Source organism: Microbacterium timonense (genome assembly GCF_900292075.1).
Lineage (GTDB): Bacteria > Actinomycetota > Actinomycetes > Actinomycetales > Microbacteriaceae > Microbacterium > Microbacterium timonense.
Window position 1 is genome coordinate 147544 of the sequence record NZ_OLMV01000004.1, and the last position, 18958, is coordinate 166501.

An 18958-nucleotide genomic window follows, 5' to 3' on the forward strand; every position below is an offset into this window, starting at 1 on the left:
GCGACGCGCGGTCTTACCGCGTGAGCGCCTGCTGCATGATCGCGGCCTGCTCGGCGGCGTGCACCTTGGGAGAACCCGTGGCAGTGGATGCCGCCGACGCGCGGGAGACGCGGCTGATGGTGCGTCCGCGCAGGTGCTTGACCACCTCGAGAGCGATGAAGGGCCACGCACCCTGGTTCTCCGGCTCGTCCTGCACCCACACCAGCTCGGCGCCGGGGTAGGTGTCGATGACCGCGTTGAGCTCGTCGATCGGCGCGGGGTAGAACTGCTCCAGCCGCACGAGCGCGATCTCGGGGTTCGGGTTCTTCTCCAGCTCGGCCCGGAGGTCCCAGTGGATCTTGCCGGCGTGGAGCAGCACGCGCTTGACAGCAGACTTGTCCAGTCCGCGATCGTCGTCGAGCACCGGCTCGAACCGCCCGGTGAGGAAGTCCTCGACAGGGCTCGTCGCGCCGCGCAGACGCAGCATCGCCTTGGGCGTGAACACGATGAGCGGCCGCCGCGGCCGCGCATACGCCTGACGGCGGAGCAGGTGGAAGTACGACGCGGGCGTGGAGGGGCGCGCAACGGTCATGTTGTCCTGTGCGCACATCTGCAGGTAGCGCTCGATGCGCGCCGACGAGTGGTCGGGACCCTGGCCCTCGTAACCGTGGGGAAGGAGCAGCACCACACTCGACTGCTGGCCCCACTTCTGGTCGGCGGACGAGATGAACTCGTCGATGACCGACTGGGCGCCGTTGGCGAAGTCGCCGAACTGCGCCTCCCACAGCACGAGCGAGTCGGCGCGCTCCACGGAGTAGCCGTATTCGAACGCCATCGCGGCGTACTCGCTCAGCAGCGAGTCGTACACGTAGAAGCGGCCCTGATCCTCACTGAGGTTGGTCAGCGGGATCCACTCCTGGCCGTTCGACCGATCGTGCAGCACGGCGTGTCGCTGCACGAACGTCCCCCGACGGGAGTCCTGGCCGGCCAGGCGCACGTTCGTCTTCTCCAGCAGCAGCGAGCCGAACGCGAGCAGCTCGCCGAAGCCCCAGTCGATGGAGCCGTTGCGGCTCATGTCGAGCCGCTTGTCGAGGAGCTGCTGAAGCTTGTTGTGGACGGTGAAGCCGTTGGGCTTGTTCACGAAGGTGTCGCCGATGAGGTTGACCACCTCACGCGAGACCCCGGTCGTCTCGGGCTCTCCGGCGACCGCGTCCGCGGCGGCATCTTCCACGACCACCACCGGCGACGAACCGGTCTCGGCGGCGTGCGTCTCGGCGAAGGCGATCTCGAGGCGGTTCTGGAAGTCCTGCTTGGCCTTCTCGTACTCCTCCTCGGTGATGTCGCCGCGGCCGACCAGCGCCTCCGTGTAGAGGCGTCGCACGGAGCGCTTGGCCTCGATGAGGTTGGTCATCAGCGGCTGCGTCATCGACGGGTCGTCGCCCTCGTTGTGGCCGCGGCGGCGGTAGCACACGAGGTCGATGACGACGTCGCGGTGGAACCGCTCGCGGTACGCGAACGCCAACTGGGCGACGCGGGTCACCGCTTCGGGGTCGTCGCCGTTCACGTGGAAGATGGGTGCCTGGATGGTCTTGGCGACATCGGTGGCGTACACCGAGGTGCGGGCATCCACCGGAGTCGTGGTGAAGCCCACCTGGTTGTTGACCACGACGTGGACCGTGCCGCCGGTGCGGTAGCCGCGCAGCTGCGACATCTGCAGCGTCTCGACGACGACGCCCTGGCCGGCGAAGGCGGCGTCGCCGTGCACCAGGATGGGCAGCCAGGTGAAGGTGCCGATCGGCTTGCGGTCCTGCTTGGCGCGGACGATTCCTTCGAGCACGCCGTCGACCGTCTCGAGGTGCGACGGGTTGGCGGCGAGGTACACCGGCAGTTCGGCGCCGTTGTCGGCGACGAACGTGCCCTCGGTGCCGAGGTGGTACTTCACGTCACCGGAGCCGCTCTTGGAGCCGATGGCGACGGAGCCCTCGAACTCCCGGAAGACCTGCCCGTAGGTCTTGCCGGCGATGTTGGTGAGCACGTTGAGCCGCCCGCGGTGCGCCATGCCGATGGCCGCGCCGTCCAGGCCCGACTGCGCGGCGCCCTGGAGGATCTCGTCGAGGAGCGGGATGAGGGACTCGCCGCCCTCGAGGCTGAACCGCTTCTGGCCGACGTACTTGGTCTGCAGGAACGTCTCGAACGCCTCGGCCTGGTTCAGCTTGTCGAGGATCCGCAGCTGCTCGTCGTGCCCCGGCTTCTGGTACTTCACCTCGACGTTCTCCTGGAACCAGGCGCGCTGCACCGGATCCTGGATGTGCATGTACTCGATGCCGATGGTGCGGCAGTACGAGTCGCGGAGCACGCCGAGGATGTCGCGCAGCTTCATCTGGCGCTTGCCGCCGAAGCCGCCGGTGACGAACTCGCGGTCGAGGTCCCAGAACGTCAGGCCGTGGCTCTCGATCTCGAGGTCGGGGTGCGTGCGCTGCACGTACTCGAGCGGGTCGGTGTCGGCCATGAGGTGACCGCGGACCCGGAAGGAGTTGATGAGCTCCTGAACGCGGGCCTGCTTGTCGACGCGCTCGGCGAGGTCGACGTTGATGTCGGCCGCCCAGTGGATGGGGGCGTAGGGGATGCGCAGCGCGGCGAAGATGTCCTCGTAGAAGCTGCGCTGGCCGATCAGCAGCTCGTGCACCTTCTTGAGGAACTCGCCCGAGCCCGCGCCCTGGATGACGCGGTGGTCGTAGGTGCTCGTGAGCGTGATGGTCTTGCCGATCGCCAGCTCGTTGAGCGTCTTGTCGCTCGCACCCTGGAACTCGGCCGGGTACTCCAGCGCGCCGGCGCCGACGATGCACCCCTGCCCCTTCATGAGGCGCGGCACCGAGTGGACGGTGCCGATGCCGCCGGGGTTGGTGAGCGAGATCGTGGTGCCCTGGAAGTCCGCCGCCGTCAGCTTGTTGCTGCGCGCGCGGGTGACGAGGTCTTCGTAGGTCGTCAGGTACTCGTTGAACGACAGCTGCTCGGCCCGCTTGATGCTCGGGACGAGCAGGGACCGGGTGCCGTCCGGCCGCGGCAGGTCGATCGCGATGCCGAGGTTCACGTGCGCCGGCGCGACGACCGACGGCTTGCCGTCGATCTCGGCGTAGAACACGTTCTGGCTGGGGAACTCCTTCAGCGCCTGGATGATCGCCCAGCCGATGAGGTGCGTGAAGCTCACCTTGCCGCCGCGCGTGCGCGACATGTGGTTGTTGATGACGATGCGGTTGTCGATCATCAGCTTCGCCGGCACGGTGCGCACGCTCGTCGCGGTCGGCACCGTGAGCGACTGGTCCATGTTGGCCGCGAGCGTCTTGGGCATGCCCTTGAGCGTGGTGACGACGTCGGCCTCGGCTTGGCCGTCGGCGGCGGACGGCTGCGCCTTGGGCGCCTGGGCCGGGATGGGCTGCGGCGCCGCCGGGCGGGCGGTGGTGCGCGCCACGGGCTGTGCGCCGATGACGGGGATGGGCGCCGTGACCGGGCGGGGCTCGGCGGCCGCTTCGGGCTGGCGGGCGGACCCTGCCGCGGGCGCGCCGGACGCCGCCGCGTCAGCGGGCGGTGCAGGCGGAGCCGCTGTCGGTGCTGTGCCGTCGGCGGGATGGTAGGCCTCGAGGACGGGCCACCATGCCTTGTCGACGGAGTTCCGGTCGATCTTGAACTGCTCGTACAGCTCCTCGACGAGCCACTCGTTGGCTCCGAACTCTCCTTCGTTCGAAACCCCGACGCCCGTCACCTGGCTCGACACGCTGAATCGCCTGCTTTCATCGGTGAAGTTCTGGGATGCGCGCGGGGCCTCGGGAGCCCTGTGCACGCCTCGGTTAAGCCTAGCCCAGTCCGGGGGAGCGGTCCCGGCGGTCGACGTGGCCCCGCCGGAAAGATCCCGCGTGATTATCCCCACAGGAAGTGTCACTACCCTTGGCGGTCATGGAGTTCTACGGCGAAGCGCCCGACGTCGATCTGACCTACTCTGACGTCTTCCTGGTGCCCAGGCGGTCCGCGATCACGAGCCGCCTGGACGTGGATCTCGCCCCCGGTGACGGCACGACGGCGACCATCCCTCTGGTGTCCGCCAACATGAACTCCGTCACCGGTGCCCGCCTGGCCGCGACGCTGGCCCGCCGAGGCGGTCTCGGAGTGCTTCCCCAGGACATGCCGCTGCAGGAGCTCGACGCCGCGATCCGCTGGGTCAAGGCGCAGCCGGTCGCGTGGGACACGCCGCTCGTGCTGCCGCCCGAGGCGACGGTGGCCGATGCCGCACGACTTCTGCCGCCCACCGACGGCCACGGCATCGTGGTCGCCCGGGCATCGGGGGGACGCGTCGACGCGGACGACATCCTCGGTGTCATCCCCGCCGCTCGCTTGGGAACGGCGCTGCCCGACGCCCGGCTGGGCGACCTCGCGCGCACCCGCGCGGCATCCGTCGACGCCGACGACATCGAAAGCGCACGGCACGCCTTCGACGTGATCGTCGCCGCGGAAGCCGAGACGGTGTGCGTTCTGCAGCATGGGCACCTCGTGGGCACCCTCTCCCGCCGCAGCGCGCTGCGCTCCACGCTCTACCGGCCGGCGGTCGACGCCTCGGGCCGCCTCATCGTCGCCGCGGCCGTCGGCATCAACGGCGACGTCGCGGCGAAGGCGCAGGCGCTGGCCGCGGCGGGTGTCGACGTCCTCGTGGTGGACACCGCGCACGGCCACCAGGAGGGCATGCTGCGCGCGCTGCGCGCGGTCGCCGACCTGGACCTCGGCATCCCGATCGCCGCCGGCAACATCGTCACCGCCGAAGGGGTCCACGACCTCGTCACGGCCGGCGCCACGATCCTCAAGGTCGGCGTGGGCCCCGGCGCCATGTGCACCACCCGCATGATGACCGCCGTCGGTCGCCCGCAGTTCTCCGCGGTGCTGGAGACAGCCGAGGCCGCCCGGATGATGGGGGCTCACGTGTGGGCCGACGGCGGCGTGCGCTACCCCCGCGACGTCGCGCTGGCGCTCGCGGCAGGCGCGGCATCCGTGATGATCGGCTCCTGGTTCGCGGGCACCATCGAGGCGCCGGGGGAGCTGCAGCTGGACGAGGCGGGGCGCGCGTACAAGGAGTCGTGGGGCATGGCCTCGACGAAAGCCGTGCATGAGCGGTTCGGGCGCCTCGACCCGTACGAGCTTGCGCGCAAGGAGCTCTTCGCCGAGGGCATCTCGTCGTCGCGCATCTATCTGGACCCGCTGCGCCCGGGCCTGGAGGACCTGCTCGACATGATCACCTCGGGTGTGCGCTCGTCGTTCACCTACGCGGGCGCGTCGACGGTCGCCGAGTTCCATGAGCGCGCACGGGTGGGCCTGCAGTCGGCCGCCGGGTACGAGGAGGGCAAGGCCCTGCCGGTCAGCTGGTGAGGTCGGGATGCCGGCAGTCACGGCATCCGCTCTCAGCCCTCGCCCGGCCGGCGCCCGCCGGTCCGGTCCTCGGGTTCGCCGTCGTCCTCGTGCGCCCGCCGGATGCGGCGCCCCTCCGCCACATCCTTTCGCTCCTTGTCGCGCACCTTGTCGCTCTTGCGCGTGTCCCGCGGCGGCAGCTGGATGTCCTCTTCGGCCGCGATGCCGGCCTGCAGCTGGCGTCCGCGCTCGAGCTCGGCATCGAACTCCGCACCGAAGAGCAGGGCGATGTTCGCGATCCACAGCCACAGCAGGAAGATGATGACCCCCGCCAGCGAGCCGTACGTGCGGTCGTAGTTCGAGAAGTTGGCGACGTAGAGACCGAACAGCACCGAGGCGATCACGAGGGTGAGGATCGCCAGCAGCGATCCCATGCTGATCCACCGGAACTTCGGCTGCTTGGCGTTGGGCGTCGCGTAGTAGAGGATCGCGACCATCAGGACCACGATGAACGCCAGCACCGGCCACTTCGCGATGGACCAGATCGTCGTGGCCACGTCCCCCAGGCCGAGCGCGGAGCCCACCGCATCGGCGACGGGTCCCGAGACCACGAGGATCACGAGCGCGACCACGATGAGGGCCACCCCGATCACCGTCACCAGCAGCTGGGCCGGCTTCAGCTTCCAGAACGGGCGGCCCTCCTCGATCTCGTAGACCCGGTTCATCGCGCGGGTGAACGCACCCACGTAGCCGGAGGCCGACCAGATCGCCATCAGGAGGCCGAGGATCAGCCCCCACCCTGCCGCCGGGGAGTCGGCGAGCTGCTCGAGGGGCCCTCGCAGCGTCTCGGCGGTGTCGGGGGAGGCGGATTCGACGACGCCGAGGATCGCGTCGGTGGCGCGCCCGTTGCCGGCGATGAGACCGAAGATCGAGAATACCGCCACGAGCCCCGGAAAGATGGCGAGCACGGAGTAGTACGTGAGGGCGGCGGCGATGTCGGTGCACTCGTCCGACGAGAACTCTCGCGCGGTCTTCACGAACACGTACTTCCACGAGCGCTTCTCGATCTCGCGAGGGGAGTCGGGCTTGTCCGCGTGCTCGGGGTCGGGGGCTCCGCGCCCGTCGCGCTGGTGGTCGGTCGTCGTCATGGCCTCTCCGATCCGTCGTGCCGTCCAGCGGGCGGTGCCCGGATCGACCATGGTGCGAGCGGGCGGCGAAGACCGCGAAGGGGGTTGACAGGCCGCCGGACGGGCGCGGCGGGCCTGTCGTAGACTTGTCGGCACGATGGACGACCCCCCTAGTTGCAGACGTTCGCCCCACCGACCCGCCTCCCGACTGAACGGGGGTGAAGCGTGATGGATTACGTCATGTTGGGCGTGGGGCTTCTGCTCACGGTCGGGACCGGCCTGTTCGTGGCGAGCGAGTTCGCTCTCGTCAACCTCGACCGGGCCGACCTGGAAGCCCGCCAGGCTGCGGGCGAGAGCCGTCTGTCGCTGACGATCAGCGCCCTGCGGATCACCTCCACGCACCTCTCGAGCGCACAGCTCGGCATCACGCTGACCACGCTCCTCACCGGTTACACGATGGAGCCGGCGATCTCGAGCCTGCTCGCGCCGGTGTTCGACGCATGGGGCCTCCCCGCCGGCGTCTCGCGTCCGCTGGCCGCGGTCATCGGCGTGGCGATCGCGACGGTCTTCTCGATGATCCTCGGCGAGCTCGTCCCGAAGAACTTCGCCCTGGCGATCCCGCGCCAGACCGCGAAGCTCGTCATGCCGTTCCAGGTCGCGTTCACCACCGTCTTCCGCCCCGCCGTCGTCGTGCTCAACGGCAGCGCGAACGGGGTCCTGCGGGCGGTCGGCGTCGAGCCGAAGGAAGAGCTGTCGGGCGCGCGCACCGCCGAGGAGCTCTCCAGCCTGGTGCGGCGCTCCGCCAGCGCCGGCGTGCTCGAGGAGGACACCGCCTCGCTCCTGGACCGCAGCCTGACCTTCGCCCGGCTCAGCGCGGCCGATGTCATGACGCCGCGCCCGAGCGTCCACGCCCTCGCGGCCGACGACTCCGCCGAGGAGGTCATCCAGCTCGCCCGCCGCACCGGCCACAGCCGGTTCCCGGTCTACGGCGAGGACATGGACGACATCACCGGCATCGTGCACCTCAAGGCGGCCGTCGGCGTGCCGCGCGAGCGCCGCGCCGACGTCCCGGCGGCCGCGCTGGCCACCGAGCCGCTGCGCTTCCCCGAGACGGTGCACCTGGACGCGCTCGTGGCCGAGCTGCGCGCCCGCGGGTACCAGATGGCGATCGTGGTCGACGAGTACGGCGGCACTGCGGGTGTGGTCACCCTCGAGGACCTCGTCGAGGAGATCGTCGGCGAGGTGCTGGACGAGCACGACCGCCGTCGCGCGGGGATCGTCCGTGTGGACGACGCCGTCATCTTCCCCGCCGAGCTGCGACCCGACGAGGTGCGCGATCGCACCGGCATCCGCATCCCCGAGGGTGACGTCTACGACACCGTCGGCGGGTACGTCATGAGCGTGCTCGAACGGATCCCCTCCGTCGGCGACACCGTCGAGATCGAGGACGGCACGCTCGAGGTGCAGCGCATGGACGGCCGCCGCGTCGACCGTGTGCGCTTCACCCCCACGCCCATGCCCCACGAGGACGCGAGCGAAGGGGGTGATCGCCGATGAGCGACTGGGCCGGAATCGCCTGGCTGGTGGTGCTGCTCATCGCCAACGCCTTCTTCGTGGGCGCCGAGTTCGCCGTCATCTCCGCGCGCCGCTCGCAGATCGAGCCGCTCGCCGAGAAGGGGTCCCGTTCTGCCAAGACGGCGCTCTACGCCATGGAGCACGCGACGCTCATGCTGGCGACCAGCCAGCTCGGCATCACGATCTGCTCGCTGCTGATCCTGAACGTGTCGGAGCCGGCGATCCACCACCTGCTCGCCGAGCCTCTGGGTCTCACCGGCTGGTCGGAGGGCGTCGTCGACGGCATCGCCTTCGCCGTGGCGCTCGTGCTGGTGTCGTACCTGCACGTCGTCTTCGGCGAGATGGTGCCGAAGAACCTCGCGTTCTCGGTGCCCGACCGCGCGGTGCTGATGCTCGCGACGCCCCTGGTGTGGATGTCGAAGCTGTTCCACCCCATCATCGTGAGCCTGAACTGGATCGCGAACCACGTGGTGCGCCTGTTCCGGGTGGAGCCGAAGGACGAGGCCGCGTCGACGTTCACCCTCGAGGAGGTCGCGACGATCGTGAACCAGTCGCGCATCGAGGGGGTCCTCGACGACGCGGCCGGCACGGTCGCGGCCGCCGTGGAGTTCACCGACAAGAAGGCCGCCGACGTGGCCGTGCCGCTGTCGCAGCTGGTGACGCTGCCCGAGACCACCACGCCCGAGGAGATCGAGCGCGCGGTCGCCAAGCACGGCTTCTCGCGGTACGTGATCGTCGACGGCGAGGGGCTCCCCGTCGGGTACGTGCACCTGAAGGACATCCTGCGGGCAGCGGAGGGTCCGGATGCCGCGACCGACGTCGCGCGCCGGATCCCCGCCAAGCGCATCCACCACATGGTGCCGGTGCTCGAGACGACGGACCTGGAGGACGCGCTCGCCCTCATGCGTCGCGCCGGACGCCACCTGGCACAGGTCCGCAACAGCGAAGGCGCGACCACGGCGGTGCTGTTCCTCGAGGACATCATCGAGGAGCTCATCGGAGAGGTCCAGGACGCCACCCGGCGCCGCGGCTTCTGAGCGGCATCCACTCTTCCGTTTCCTGGACCCCACCGGGTTTGGGGCGCATGACGAACGCTCGGGGCGCAAGGCGCGCGCCCCGAATGCGCGCGCTGCGCCCCAAACCCGGAGAACGGCTGGGGTCAGGCCCGGCGCCGGGCGCGCAGGTACTGCGGCGGCCAGTAGTCGATGTCGACGCCGAGCTCCGTTGCGGCCCGCAGCGCGTAGTGCGGATCGCGCAGCCACTCGCGGCCCGCCATCACGGCATCGGCCGCGCCCTCGGCCAGGACGCGTTCGGCGTGGTGGGCATCGTCGATCATGCCGACGGCGTTGACCGGCACCCCCGCCTCCTGGCGCACCTGCGCCGCCAGCGGCACCTGGTAGCCCGGTCCTGTTGTCAGCTGCTGGTGAGCCACCAGGCCGCCGCTGGAGATGTCGAAGAAGTCGGCGCCGCGGTCGGCGGCCCAGCGCGCCACGGTCACCGTCTGCGGGGGATCCCACCCGCCATCTGCCCAGTCGGTGGCCGAGAGCCGTACGATCACGGGCACGCCGGGGACGGCATCCCTCACGGCGTCGAGCGTGCGCAGCAGCAGCCGCGCCCGGTTCTCCAGCGTGCCGCCGTACTCGTCGTCACGCGCGTTCGACAGCGGCGACAGGAACTGGTGCAGCAGGTAGCCGTGAGCGGCGTGGAGCTCGAGGACCTGGAACCCGGCGGCGACGGCCCGGCGCGCAGCGGAGGCGAAGTCCGCGACGACGCGGTCGATCCCGGCGAGGTCGAGGGCGACTGGCTCGGCATACCCGTCGAACGCGATCGCGGAGGGTGCGACCGTGGCCCAACCGCCGTCCGCCACCGGTACCGAGCCGCGCCGACCCGAGAAGGGGGACCACGTCGACGCCTTGCGCCCGGCGTGAGCCAGCTGCACGCCGGCGACAGCTCCCCGGCGGCGGATCGCCGCGACGATCGGCGCCCAGGCGTCCCGCTGCTCGTCGGTCCACAAGCCCGTGTCCTCCGGTGAGATGCGCCCCTCGGGCGCCACGGCCGTCGCTTCGGCGATGATGAGTCCCGCACCCCCCGAGGCGAACTGCGCCAGGTGCGTGTGATGCCACTCCTGCGGCACGCCTTCCACCGCGCTGTACTGGCACATCGGCGAGACCCACAGGCGGTTGCGCATCGTGACGTCGCCCAGGGTGAGGCGTGTGAACAGACGGCTCATCGGTTCTCCGGATCCGGGGGAGTGTGCTGGGTCCTGCCCGCGGTACCGTGACGGTATGGCGGGGTCCCACGCATTGACGACATGGACGCGCGACGATTGCGCTCGCTTCCTGCGGAGGCCAACCGTCGCCGACGACAAGTATTCCCGAGGCGTGCTGGGCATGCGGACCGGATCCACCGCCTACCCGGGGGCGGCCGTGCTCGGCGTCGAGGCGGCCTGGCGCACCGGTCTCGGCATGGTCAGATACCTCGGTCCCGAGCATCCCCGCACGCTCGTCCTGCAGCGCCGGCCCGAGACGGTGACCGCCGACGGGCGGGTGCAGGCGTGGGTGATCGGATCCGGGACGGATGCCGCGGCCCGCGGCGAGTCCGAGACCCAGGCGCTGCGCGAGCTGCTGTCGGGGACGGTGCCGGTCGTCGTGGACGCCGGCGCGCTGGATCTCGCCCCGGCCGCGACAGCGCCGCGCATCCTGACCCCGCATGACCGAGAGCACGCGCGTCTGCGGCAGGCGTTGGGGCTGCCGAGTGCGTCGGGGGATCGTGTCGCCGACGCGCGGCAGACCGCAGAGGCCACCGGCGCGGTCGTGCTCCTCAAGGGCGCCGAAACGCTGGTCGTCGCCCCGGACGGGTGGGCCGGGGTCGTCGACGCCGGTACCCCGTGGCTGGCGACCGCGGGAACAGGCGACGTCCTGGCCGGGGTCATCGGCGCGCTCGTCGCCGGGTGGGCCGCGGGCGGACAGCAGGTGGATGCCGCGCCGCTCGCGCCGCTGGCGGCCACGGCCGCGTGGCTGCACGGCCGGGCGGCCCGCTTGGCGGCATCCGCGGCCGGCGTCGCCCCGGCGTCGGGCGCCGCGGCATCCGGCGACGGCCCGATCACGGCGCTCGACGTCGCCGAGGCGCTGCCCCGCGCGGTGGCGGAGGCCCTGCCGCGCTGACGGGTCGCGCCGAGCACAAAAGCGCCCCTCCCTAGGATGGTGGGGTGTCAGGGCGGGCGGTGCTGTGGGTCGCGTTCGCCGTCGTGCATGCTGCGGTGATCTGGCTGGGGTTCGCCGGTGATCACGCCGCGTCGTGGGACGTCGACCAGCTCTACCGGTGGTGGGCCGGCCGGGCTCTGGCCGGCCAGGCCGTCCCCGGCATCACGGAGGACTGGATCTATCCGGTGCTCGCGCAGGTCCCGATCCTCCTCGTGGGCGCGCTCGGTCCCCTGATCGACTACACACTCGGCTGGGGCCTGCTGGTGACCGCGCTGGATGCCGGCGCCTTCGCGCTCCTCGTCGGCCGCGGCCGGGCGCGCGGGCGCCCACTGGCTGCGTGGTTCTGGCTCGCGGGCATCCTGGCGCTCGGCGGCGTCGGCATGTTCCGGCTGGACGCGGTCACGGTGCCGCTCGCGATCGCGGGATGCCTCTGGCTCGTCGGCCGACCGTGGCTCGCCTCCGTGCTGTTGGCCGTCGCGACGTGGATCAAGGTCTGGCCGGCGGCGCTCCTGGCGGCCGCGGTCATCGCGGTGCGGCGGCGGTGGGCGCTCGTCGGCGGCGCGGCAGCCGTCTCAGCTGTCGTGGCCGTTGCCGTGGTGCTCGCCGGTGGAGGCGGCCACCTGCTGGGCTTCATCGGGGACCAGACCTCGCGCGGCCTGCAGATCGAAGCTCCGGTGAGCACCGTGTACATGCTGCTGGCCGCGGCAGGGGTGCCCGGCACCGCCATCGTGTACGACGAGGACCTGATCACGTTCCAGGTGACAGGTCCTGGCGTGGACGTCGTGATCGCCGCCATGACTCCGGCGCTGCTGGCCGGCATGGTGGCCGTCGCCGTGCTCGGGGCAGTCAAGGCCTGGCGCGGCGCCACCTACGTCGCGCTCTTCCCGCCGCTGGCGGCCGCGTTCGTCCTGGGGTTCATCGTGCTCAACAAGGTCGGCTCGCCCCAGTACATGACGTGGCTGATCGTGCCCGTCGTCGCCGGATTGGTGCTCGACCGGCGGCGCTGGGTGCGTGCCGCAGTCGCGGTCCTGGCGCTTCTGACGATGACGCAGCTCATCTTCCCGTTCTGGTACGACGCCATCCTGTGGCTGGCGCCCGCCGCCGTCGGGCTTCTCGCGGTGCGTAACCTGCTGCTGGTGGCCCTGTTCGTCTGGGTGCTCGTGCGCCTGGCGCGCGTGCCGGCGCGCGGGCGGGCCCCGCAGCGCGTGGCAGGGTAGAGGGAGCCGCGGCATCCTTCGCGGTCAGATGCAGAACCGGAGGTCCGCAATGCTCGTCGCCTTCTCCGTCGCCCCCAGCGGCACCGGCCGCGCTGACGGCTCAGTGCACGACGCGGTCGCCGCCGCCGTGCGCGTGGTCCGCGACAGCGGTCTGCCCCACCGCACGACGTCGATGTTCACCGAGATCGAAGGCGAGTGGGACGAGGTCTTCGACGTCGTACGGCGCGCCACCGAGGCGGTCGCGCCCTACGGATCCCGCGTCTCGCTGGTACTCAAGGCAGACATCCGTCCCGGCTACACCGGTGAGCTGGACGGCAAGATCGAGCGGCTCGAAGCCGCCATCGAGCGCCAGTCCGCCGACGACGGCACGGATTGATCCGGAGAGACCGGATGCCGCCACCGTCGCCTCAGCCGGGTGAGGGCGCAGCCGCCGCACCGGGGGAGGCAGCCGTCGAGCCGGGCGCGGCAGCCGTCGAGCCGGGGGCGGCAGCCGCCGAGCCGGGGGCGATCGGGTCGTCGACGTCGCGCGCGCTGCGTGAGGTGGCGGACTCGGTGACGCACTCGCGACCTCGTCGTCCCGGCGACGGGACGGACCCCGGCATCCCGGTCGCCGCGACCGTGGTGGTGCTGCGCGACACCGATCGCCGGCTCGAGGTGCTCATGATGCAGCGCCCGGACCGTGGGTCGTTCGCCGGCGCGTGGGTCTTTCCCGGCGGCAAGCTCGAAGCGGCCGATCGCGCCGGCGTCGGCGAGCCCGAGATCGACATCGCGCGGCGCGCGGCTGTGCGGGAGACGCGCGAGGAGACCGGGCTCGAACTGCCGCCGGACGTTCTCGTACCGCTGTCGTGCTGGGACCCGCCGCCGGGAGTGGCGCTGCGCATCCGCACGTGGTTCTTCCTCGCGCCTGCCCCGCAGGGCGAGCTGTCACTCTCCGCGGACGAAGCGGTCGCGGCCGCGTGGGACAGCCCGGCCGAGCTGCTCGCCCGCCACGGTCGCGGCGAGCTCACCCTCTACCCACCGACCTGGGTGACCCTGCACGGGCTCGCCACTCACCCGGATGCCGCCTCCGCGTTCGGAGCGGCCAGCATGGCCGGCGTCGAGCGCTTCGAGACCGTCGCGCGTCGCGGCGGCGAGGGTCCCCTCCTGATGTGGGAGGGTGATGCCGAGTACGAGCCGGATGCCGAGGCGACGGCATCCGATCCTCTTCCCGCTGCGGCGCGCCACCGTCTGGAGATCGGCGCGCTGCCGTGGCGCTATCTGCGCACGGGCTGAGCTGAGGACCAGCGGTCGACCCCCCGTGCGTCGACTCAGGCTTCGAGCAGACGGCGCAGGTGGGCGCCCACGGCCTGCGTCTCGATCAGGAAGCCGTCGTGGCCGAAGTCGCTGGACAGCACGACGGCGCGATCGCCGTCGAGGGTGTTGCGGATGCCGCGCGCGATGCGGTGCTGGCCGTCGATCGGGAAGAGCCGGTCGCTGTCGATGCCGAGCACCAGGGCGGTGGCGGTGACGCGGGCGAGGGCATCCTCGATGCCGCCACGGTCGCGCCCGACGTCGTGGGAGTTCATCGCCTCGACGAGCGTGATGTACGAGTTGGCATCGAAGCGCCGTGTGAACTTGTTGCCGTGGAAATCCAGGTACGACTCCACGGCGAAGCGGCCGCCGTGCCCGAGCGGGCTGACACCGGACTGCCAGCTGCGCTGGAAGCGCTGGTTCAGCTCGGTGGGAGAGCGGTAGTTCAGCAGCGCCATGCGGCGGGCCAGGGCCAGACCCCTGGTCGGTCCGTCACCGTCCGCCGCGTCGTAATACTCGCCCGCCTGGAAGCGCGGATCGATCCGGATGGCCTCGAGCTGCACCGAATTCAGTGCGATCTGGTCGGCGGTGTTGACCGGGGGCGAGGAGAGGATGCCCACCCGCGCCACCCGCTCAGGGTGCATGATCGCCCACTCCAGTGCGTGCATCCCGCCCATGGAGCCGCCGACGACCGCCGCCCACACGTCGATGCCGAGCGCGTCCGCGAGCCGCGCCTGCGCGGCCACCTGATCCCGGATCGTGAGGTACGGGAAGCGGGAGGCCCACTCGTAGCCGTCGGGACCGATGGATGCCGGACCCGTCGACCCCTGGCATCCGCCGAGCATGTTCGGGGCGATCACGAACCAGCGGTCGGTGTCGATCGACGCGCCGGGACCGACGACCTCGTCCCACCATCCCGACGTCGGATGCCCCGCACCGGCCGGGCCGCGCACGTGGCTGTCGCCGGTGAGCGCATGCAGCACGAGCACCGCGTTGTCGCGAGCGGTGTTCAGCTCGCCCCAGGTCTCATAGGCGATGCGGTAGCCCGGCAGCTCGCGGCCGCCCTCCGTGCGGAACGCGCCGAACGCCGCGAAGTTCCGATCGCCGACCGGGTCGCCGTCGCGCCACGCCCCGGTGGCGGGCGGGCGTCCGCCCAGCAGGCGCGCATCGGCCTCCGTCACCGGCGCGCTGGGCACCGTGTCTTCGGAGGTCTGCCAGTCCATCCGTCCATTCTTTCGGGCTCGACGGGATATCGGTCGCGTATTACACAGTCCGCGAGTGTGCGTGGCGTTCCGGTCGTTGAGCGAGGGAGCGCAGCGACCGAGACGAAACGGTTCGGGTGTGCGGGTGGGCGTTTCGTCTCGCTTCGCTCGCTCAACGACCGGGAATGGGGTGTCTCGGTCGTTGAGCGAGGGAGCGAAGCGACCGAGACGAAACGCACTGGCGGTGTGCGGTGGGCGTTTCGTCTCGCTTCGCTCGCTCAACGACCGGGGAGGCAGAGGGGTTCGGTCGTTGAGCGAGGGAGCGAAGCGACCGAGACGAAACGCGGCGGGGGTGCGGGTGGGCGTTTCTCGCTTCGCTCGCTCAACGACCGGGGAGGACGGGTGCGTCGTTTCGCTCTTCGCTCGCTCAACGACCGGGCGGTGCGGGTGGGCGTTTCGTCTCGCTTCGCTCGCTCAACGACCGGGGCAGGAGGGGGTGGACGTTTCGTCTCGCTTCGCTCGCTCAACGACCGAGACGAAACGGTTCGCGTGTGCGGTGGGCGTTTCGTCTCGCTTCGCTCGCTCAACGACCGGGCGGGGACGGGGTGGGCGTTTCGTCTCGCTTTGCTCGCTCAACGACCGGGACCGGGTGGGTGTGCGGGTGGGCGTTTCGTCTCGCTTCGCTCGCTCAACGACCGGGGACGGGGTGTGCGGGTGGCAACGGCGGGAGGAGGCGGGCGCGGGAACGACGGATGCCCCGAGCCGGCGCGGTGCGCCGGTCGGGGCATCCCATCGTCCCTGAGGAGGGGGTCGTCAGGCGCGCGCGGCCTCCGAGACCCGACGCGCCGCCGCGAGGGCCTGCTCGAGGTCGGCCTTGAGGTCGTCGATGTTCTCGAGACCCACCGAGAGGCGCACGAGCCCCGGCGTCACGCCGGTCGTCAGCTGCTGCTCGGGGGTGAGCTGCGAGTGCGTCGTCGACGCCGGGTGGATGACGAGCGAGCGCACGTCGCCGATGTTGGCGAGGTGGCTGAACAGGGTCAGCGAGTTGACGAACTCGCGGCCCGCCTCCACGCCGCCCTTCAGCTCGAACGAGAGCACCGCGCCGACGCCCTTGGGTGCGTAGGTGTTCGCGGCCGCGTACCACGGCGAGGTCGGCAGACCCGAGTAGTTCACCGAGGCGACATCGGGGTGGTTCTCAAGCCACTCGGCGATCTCCTGCGCGTTCTGCACGTGGCGCTCCACACGCAGCGAGAGCGTCTCGATGCCCTGGATGAGCAGCCACGCGCTGTTCGGCGAGATGGCCGCACCCAGGTCGCGCAGCAGCTGCACGCGGGCCTTGATGATGTAGGCCAGGCCGTCGCCGACCGCGGCGGTGTACGACGCGCCGTGGTACGACGGGTCGGGCACGGTGAGGCCGGGGAACTTGTCGACGTTCTTCGACCACTCGAAGGTGCCGCCGTCCACGATGACACCGCCGATCGTGGTGCCGTGACCGCCGAGGAACTTCGTCGCGGAGTGGATGACGATGTCGGCGCCGTGCTCGAACGGCTTGATCAGGTACGGCGTCGCGATCGTGTTGTCGACGATCAGCGGCACGCCGTTCTCGTGCGCGATGTCGGCGACGGTGCGGATGTCGAGCACGTTGATCTTCGGGTTGCCGATGGTCTCGGCGAAGAAGAGCTTCGTGTTCGGGCGCACCGCGGCGCGCCACTCCTCGGGGTCGTCCTGGTTCTCGACGAACGTGACCTCGATGCCGAGCTTGGCCAGCGTGTACTTGAAGAGGTTGTACGTGCCGCCGTAGATCGAGCTGGAGGCGACGAAGTGGTCGCCGGCCTCGGCGATGTTCAGGATCGCGAAGGTCGACGCGGCCTGACCGCTCGAGAGGAGGAGGGCGCCGGTGCCCCCTTCGAGCGCGGCGAGGCGCTCCTCGACGACAGCCTGCGTCGGGTTCTGGATGCGGGTGTAGATGTTGCCGAACTCGGCCAGCGCGAACAGGTTGGCCGCGTGATCGGCGTTGTCGAAGACGTACGACGTGGTCTGGTAGATCGGCGTCGCGCGAGCCTTGGTCACCGGGTCGGGCTGAGCCCCCGAGTGGATCTGCTTGGTCTCGAAACGCCAGTTCTCGGGTGCGGACATGGCTTGCTCCTGCGGGTTCGGATGCCGGGGGCGTGCCCCCCAGCCGGATTCGAGAGTACGGAGAACCCCGGGTTGTCAACAACGCGTCGGAAATGTGACGTAACGTCGCTCGGGCGCCAGGGACGGTACCGGCCGCAGCGCGCGCGAGGCCGCAGTGCGGGGATGGGTAGCGTGGAGGCATGGCGAACAGACGTGCAGTGGTGACCGGGGCCAGCTCGGGGATCGGCGAAGCGGCGGTCCGAGCGCTGCGGGCGAGCGGGTGGGACGTGGTCGGCGTGGCGCGACGGGCCGACCGGCTCGCGGCGCTCGAGTCGGAGACCGGCGCGGTGGCCTTCGCCGCCGATCTGACGACGGATGCCGATGTGGCGGCGCTCGCGGAGTTCCTGCAGGATTCGGGACCGGTGCACGCGCTCGTCCACGTGGCCGGCGGCGCGCGGGGGACCGACCGCGTGGAGGACGGACGCGTCGAGGACTGGCAGTGGATGTTCGAGGCGAACGTGCTCTCGGCCCAGCGGCTCGTGGCGGCGCTGCTGCCGCAGCTGCGGCGGGCCGCGGCATCCTCCGGCCACGCCGACACGCTCTTCGTGACCTCGACCGCCGCGCAGGCGGCCTACGCCGGCGGTGCCGGGTACAACGCGGCGAAGGCGGGGGAGTCGATGCTCGCCCACGCGTTGCGTCTGGAGCTGAACGGCGAGCCGATCCGGGTCGTCGAGGTCGCGCCCGGCATGGTGCACACGCCCGAGTTCACGCTCAACCGCCTGGGCGGGGATGCCGTCGCGGCCGAGCGCGTCTACGAGGGCGTGGCGAACCCGCTCACCGCCGAGGACGTCGCCGACGTCATCGCGTACGCCCTGAACGCACCCGGACACGTCAACCTCGACCTCGTCACGATGCGGCCCGTCGCGCAGTCCGCGCAGTTCCTGCTCGCCCGCGGCCCCTTGCGCCCGCGCGGCATGGACCAGTCGTGAGCGTCGCCCGGGGCACCGTGGTGACCTACCCCACGGGAGCCGTCACCTCCACGGGGACGGTCGTGCAGGTCGCCGACGCCGGCGATGGGCGGATCGCGGTCGTGCTCGATCGGACCGCGTTCCACCCGGTCGACACGGCCTGGCCGGACCAGCCCGCCGATCGCGGCGTGCTGCGGGTGGACGAGGTCGACCATCCCGTGCTCGACGCCGTCGTCGGCGCGACGCAGGACGGCTCGCTCCTGCTGGGCACGGACGTGCCGGTACGCACGGGCACCGAGGGATGGACGTTCGTCGTCGCGCATCTGATCGACGCGGCGGCCGGTGTGCGCGCGGGCGACACCGCCGCCGTCGTGGTGGACCCCCAGCATCGCGCCGCCCTTTCGGCCGGGCACACCGCCTGTCATCTGGCCTCCCTCGCCCTCGATGCGGCACTCGGCGACGCGTGGCGCAAGGAGGTCGCCGCGGACGCGCTGGGTGCTCCGGCGTTCGACGCGCTGGCCATCCAGGAATCGCGGATCAGCCCCGACGGCTCCCGCGACGTCTACCGGATCGGCAAGTCGCTGCGGCGCAAGGGGTTCGACCCCGCCGCGCTGGGGGACCTGGACGAGCTTGCGGACCGGGTGAACCGGCAGCTGACGACCTGGCTGGCGGCAGGCGGTGCTGTGCGGATCGAGCGGGACGGCGACACCCTCGCCGACCGGCGCACCTGGGTCTGCGAGCTGGCGGTGGGCGAAGCCCGGATCCCATGCGGGGGCACGCACCTCACGTCACTCGCCCAGCTCGCGCGCGTCACGGTCGCGTTCTCCGCGACGACGGCCGAGGGCGGCCTCGAACTCGTCATGACGACGACCGCCGTCCGTGCCTGATCCGTCG

Annotated in this window: 14 protein-coding genes; 9 read left to right on the forward strand and 5 right to left on the reverse strand. The window is 71.1% G+C overall.

The features are described 5' to 3' along the window. Window positions 1-13: 13 nt before the first annotated feature. A complete protein-coding gene (locus tag C9992_RS13000) occupies window positions 14-3751 on the reverse strand; it encodes a multifunctional oxoglutarate decarboxylase/oxoglutarate dehydrogenase thiamine pyrophosphate-binding subunit/dihydrolipoyllysine-residue succinyltransferase subunit (protein WP_106816048.1) in 3738 nt (1245 codons plus the stop codon). A gap of 179 nt (window positions 3752-3930) precedes the next feature. Between C9992_RS13000 and guaB1 the strand changes: the two genes are divergently transcribed. Then, entirely contained in the window at window positions 3931-5388 is a 1458-nt protein-coding gene (gene guaB1 / locus C9992_RS13005; RefSeq protein ID WP_106816049.1) for a GMP reductase, read from the forward strand. Between the two features lie 32 nt (window positions 5389-5420). Here the strand turns inward: guaB1 and C9992_RS13010 are convergent, their stop codons facing one another. After that, the gene (locus tag C9992_RS13010) at window positions 5421-6515 is read right to left on the reverse strand and encodes a YihY/virulence factor BrkB family protein (RefSeq protein ID WP_106816231.1); all 1095 of its coding nucleotides are present in this window, start codon (window positions 6513-6515) and stop codon (window positions 5421-5423) included. 207 nt (window positions 6516-6722) lie between these two features. Here C9992_RS13010 and C9992_RS13015 point away from each other — a divergent pair, with 207 nt between their 5' ends. Continuing rightward, window positions 6723-8051, forward strand: coding sequence for a hemolysin family protein (locus C9992_RS13015; protein ID WP_106816050.1), 1329 nt, complete (start codon window positions 6723-6725; stop codon window positions 8049-8051). Next, on the forward strand, window positions 8048-9106 hold the full coding sequence (locus C9992_RS13020) for a hemolysin family protein (RefSeq protein ID WP_106816051.1): 1059 nt from the start codon (window positions 8048-8050) through the stop codon (window positions 9104-9106). The genes C9992_RS13015 and C9992_RS13020 overlap by 4 nt, the downstream gene beginning before the upstream one ends. Before the next feature lie 122 nt (window positions 9107-9228). On the opposite strand, the gene C9992_RS13025 is transcribed toward C9992_RS13020, so the two are convergent. Then, window positions 9229-10299 (reverse strand): NADH:flavin oxidoreductase/NADH oxidase, encoded by a 1071-nt coding sequence (locus tag C9992_RS13025; RefSeq protein WP_106816052.1) that lies wholly within the window; start codon window positions 10297-10299, stop codon window positions 9229-9231. A gap of 55 nt (window positions 10300-10354) precedes the next feature. Here C9992_RS13025 and C9992_RS13030 point away from each other — a divergent pair, with 55 nt between their 5' ends. Genes C9992_RS13030 through C9992_RS13045 form a run of 4 tightly spaced genes read left to right on the forward strand, consistent with a single transcriptional unit; the run spans window position 10355 to window position 13761 of the window. Next, entirely contained in the window at window positions 10355-11233 is an 879-nt protein-coding gene (locus tag C9992_RS13030) for an ADP-dependent NAD(P)H-hydrate dehydratase (RefSeq protein ID WP_106816053.1), read from the forward strand. A 44-nt stretch (window positions 11234-11277) separates the two neighbouring features. After that, complete coding sequence (locus C9992_RS13035; protein ID WP_106816054.1) at window positions 11278-12489, forward strand: glycosyltransferase 87 family protein; 1212 nt, start codon at window positions 11278-11280, stop codon at window positions 12487-12489. A gap of 49 nt (window positions 12490-12538) precedes the next feature. After that, on the forward strand, window positions 12539-12865 hold the full coding sequence (locus C9992_RS13040) for a thiamine-binding protein (protein WP_106816055.1): 327 nt from the start codon (window positions 12539-12541) through the stop codon (window positions 12863-12865). 14 nt (window positions 12866-12879) lie between these two features. Further along, window positions 12880-13761, forward strand: a complete 882-nt coding sequence (locus tag C9992_RS13045) for an NUDIX hydrolase (RefSeq protein ID WP_200826328.1) — start codon at window positions 12880-12882, stop codon at window positions 13759-13761. Between the two features lie 35 nt (window positions 13762-13796). On the opposite strand, the gene metX is transcribed toward C9992_RS13045, so the two are convergent. Beyond that, window positions 13797-15002 (reverse strand): homoserine O-acetyltransferase MetX, encoded by a 1206-nt coding sequence (gene metX / locus C9992_RS13050; protein ID WP_106816056.1) that lies wholly within the window; start codon window positions 15000-15002, stop codon window positions 13797-13799. Between the two features lie 792 nt (window positions 15003-15794). Then, window positions 15795-17117: a bifunctional o-acetylhomoserine/o-acetylserine sulfhydrylase gene (locus C9992_RS13055; protein ID WP_106816057.1), complete on the reverse strand. Its 1323-nt coding sequence runs from the start codon at window positions 17115-17117 to the stop codon at window positions 15795-15797. A gap of 179 nt (window positions 17118-17296) precedes the next feature. Between C9992_RS13055 and C9992_RS13060 the strand changes: the two genes are divergently transcribed. Together C9992_RS13060 and C9992_RS13065 are read left to right on the forward strand one after the other, a co-directional pair. Beyond that, on the forward strand, window positions 17297-18085 hold the full coding sequence (locus C9992_RS13060) for an SDR family oxidoreductase (RefSeq protein ID WP_200826329.1): 789 nt from the start codon (window positions 17297-17299) through the stop codon (window positions 18083-18085). After that, window positions 18082-18951, forward strand: a complete 870-nt coding sequence (locus C9992_RS13065) for an alanyl-tRNA editing protein (RefSeq protein WP_106816059.1) — start codon at window positions 18082-18084, stop codon at window positions 18949-18951. Before C9992_RS13060 ends, C9992_RS13065 begins: the two co-directional genes overlap by 4 nt. Window positions 18952-18958: the final 7 nt, after the last annotated feature.

What these genes read in the sequence shown, in the direction of transcription:
- C9992_RS13015 (WP_106816050.1), top strand. Translation starts at nt 6,723, where the DNA reads ATGGATTACGTCATGTTGGGCGTGGGGCTTCTGCTCACGGTCGGGACC.
- C9992_RS13060 (WP_200826329.1), top strand. Translation starts at nt 17,297, where the DNA reads ATGGCGAACAGACGTGCAGTGGTGACCGGGGCCAGCTCGGGGATCGGC.
- C9992_RS13055 (WP_106816057.1), bottom strand. Translation starts at nt 17,117, where the DNA reads ATGTCCGCACCCGAGAACTGGCGTTTCGAGACCAAGCAGATCCACTCG.
- C9992_RS13040 (WP_106816055.1), top strand. Translation starts at nt 12,539, where the DNA reads ATGCTCGTCGCCTTCTCCGTCGCCCCCAGCGGCACCGGCCGCGCTGAC.
- C9992_RS13045 (WP_200826328.1), top strand. Translation starts at nt 12,880, where the DNA reads ATGCCGCCACCGTCGCCTCAGCCGGGTGAGGGCGCAGCCGCCGCACCG.
- C9992_RS13020 (WP_106816051.1), top strand. Translation starts at nt 8,048, where the DNA reads ATGAGCGACTGGGCCGGAATCGCCTGGCTGGTGGTGCTGCTCATCGCC.
- C9992_RS13030 (WP_106816053.1), top strand. Translation starts at nt 10,355, where the DNA reads ATGGCGGGGTCCCACGCATTGACGACATGGACGCGCGACGATTGCGCT.
- C9992_RS13025 (WP_106816052.1), bottom strand. Translation starts at nt 10,299, where the DNA reads ATGAGCCGTCTGTTCACACGCCTCACCCTGGGCGACGTCACGATGCGC.
- guaB1 (WP_106816049.1), top strand. Translation starts at nt 3,931, where the DNA reads ATGGAGTTCTACGGCGAAGCGCCCGACGTCGATCTGACCTACTCTGAC.
- metX (WP_106816056.1), bottom strand. Translation starts at nt 15,002, where the DNA reads ATGGACTGGCAGACCTCCGAAGACACGGTGCCCAGCGCGCCGGTGACG.
- C9992_RS13010 (WP_106816231.1), bottom strand. Translation starts at nt 6,515, where the DNA reads ATGACGACGACCGACCACCAGCGCGACGGGCGCGGAGCCCCCGACCCC.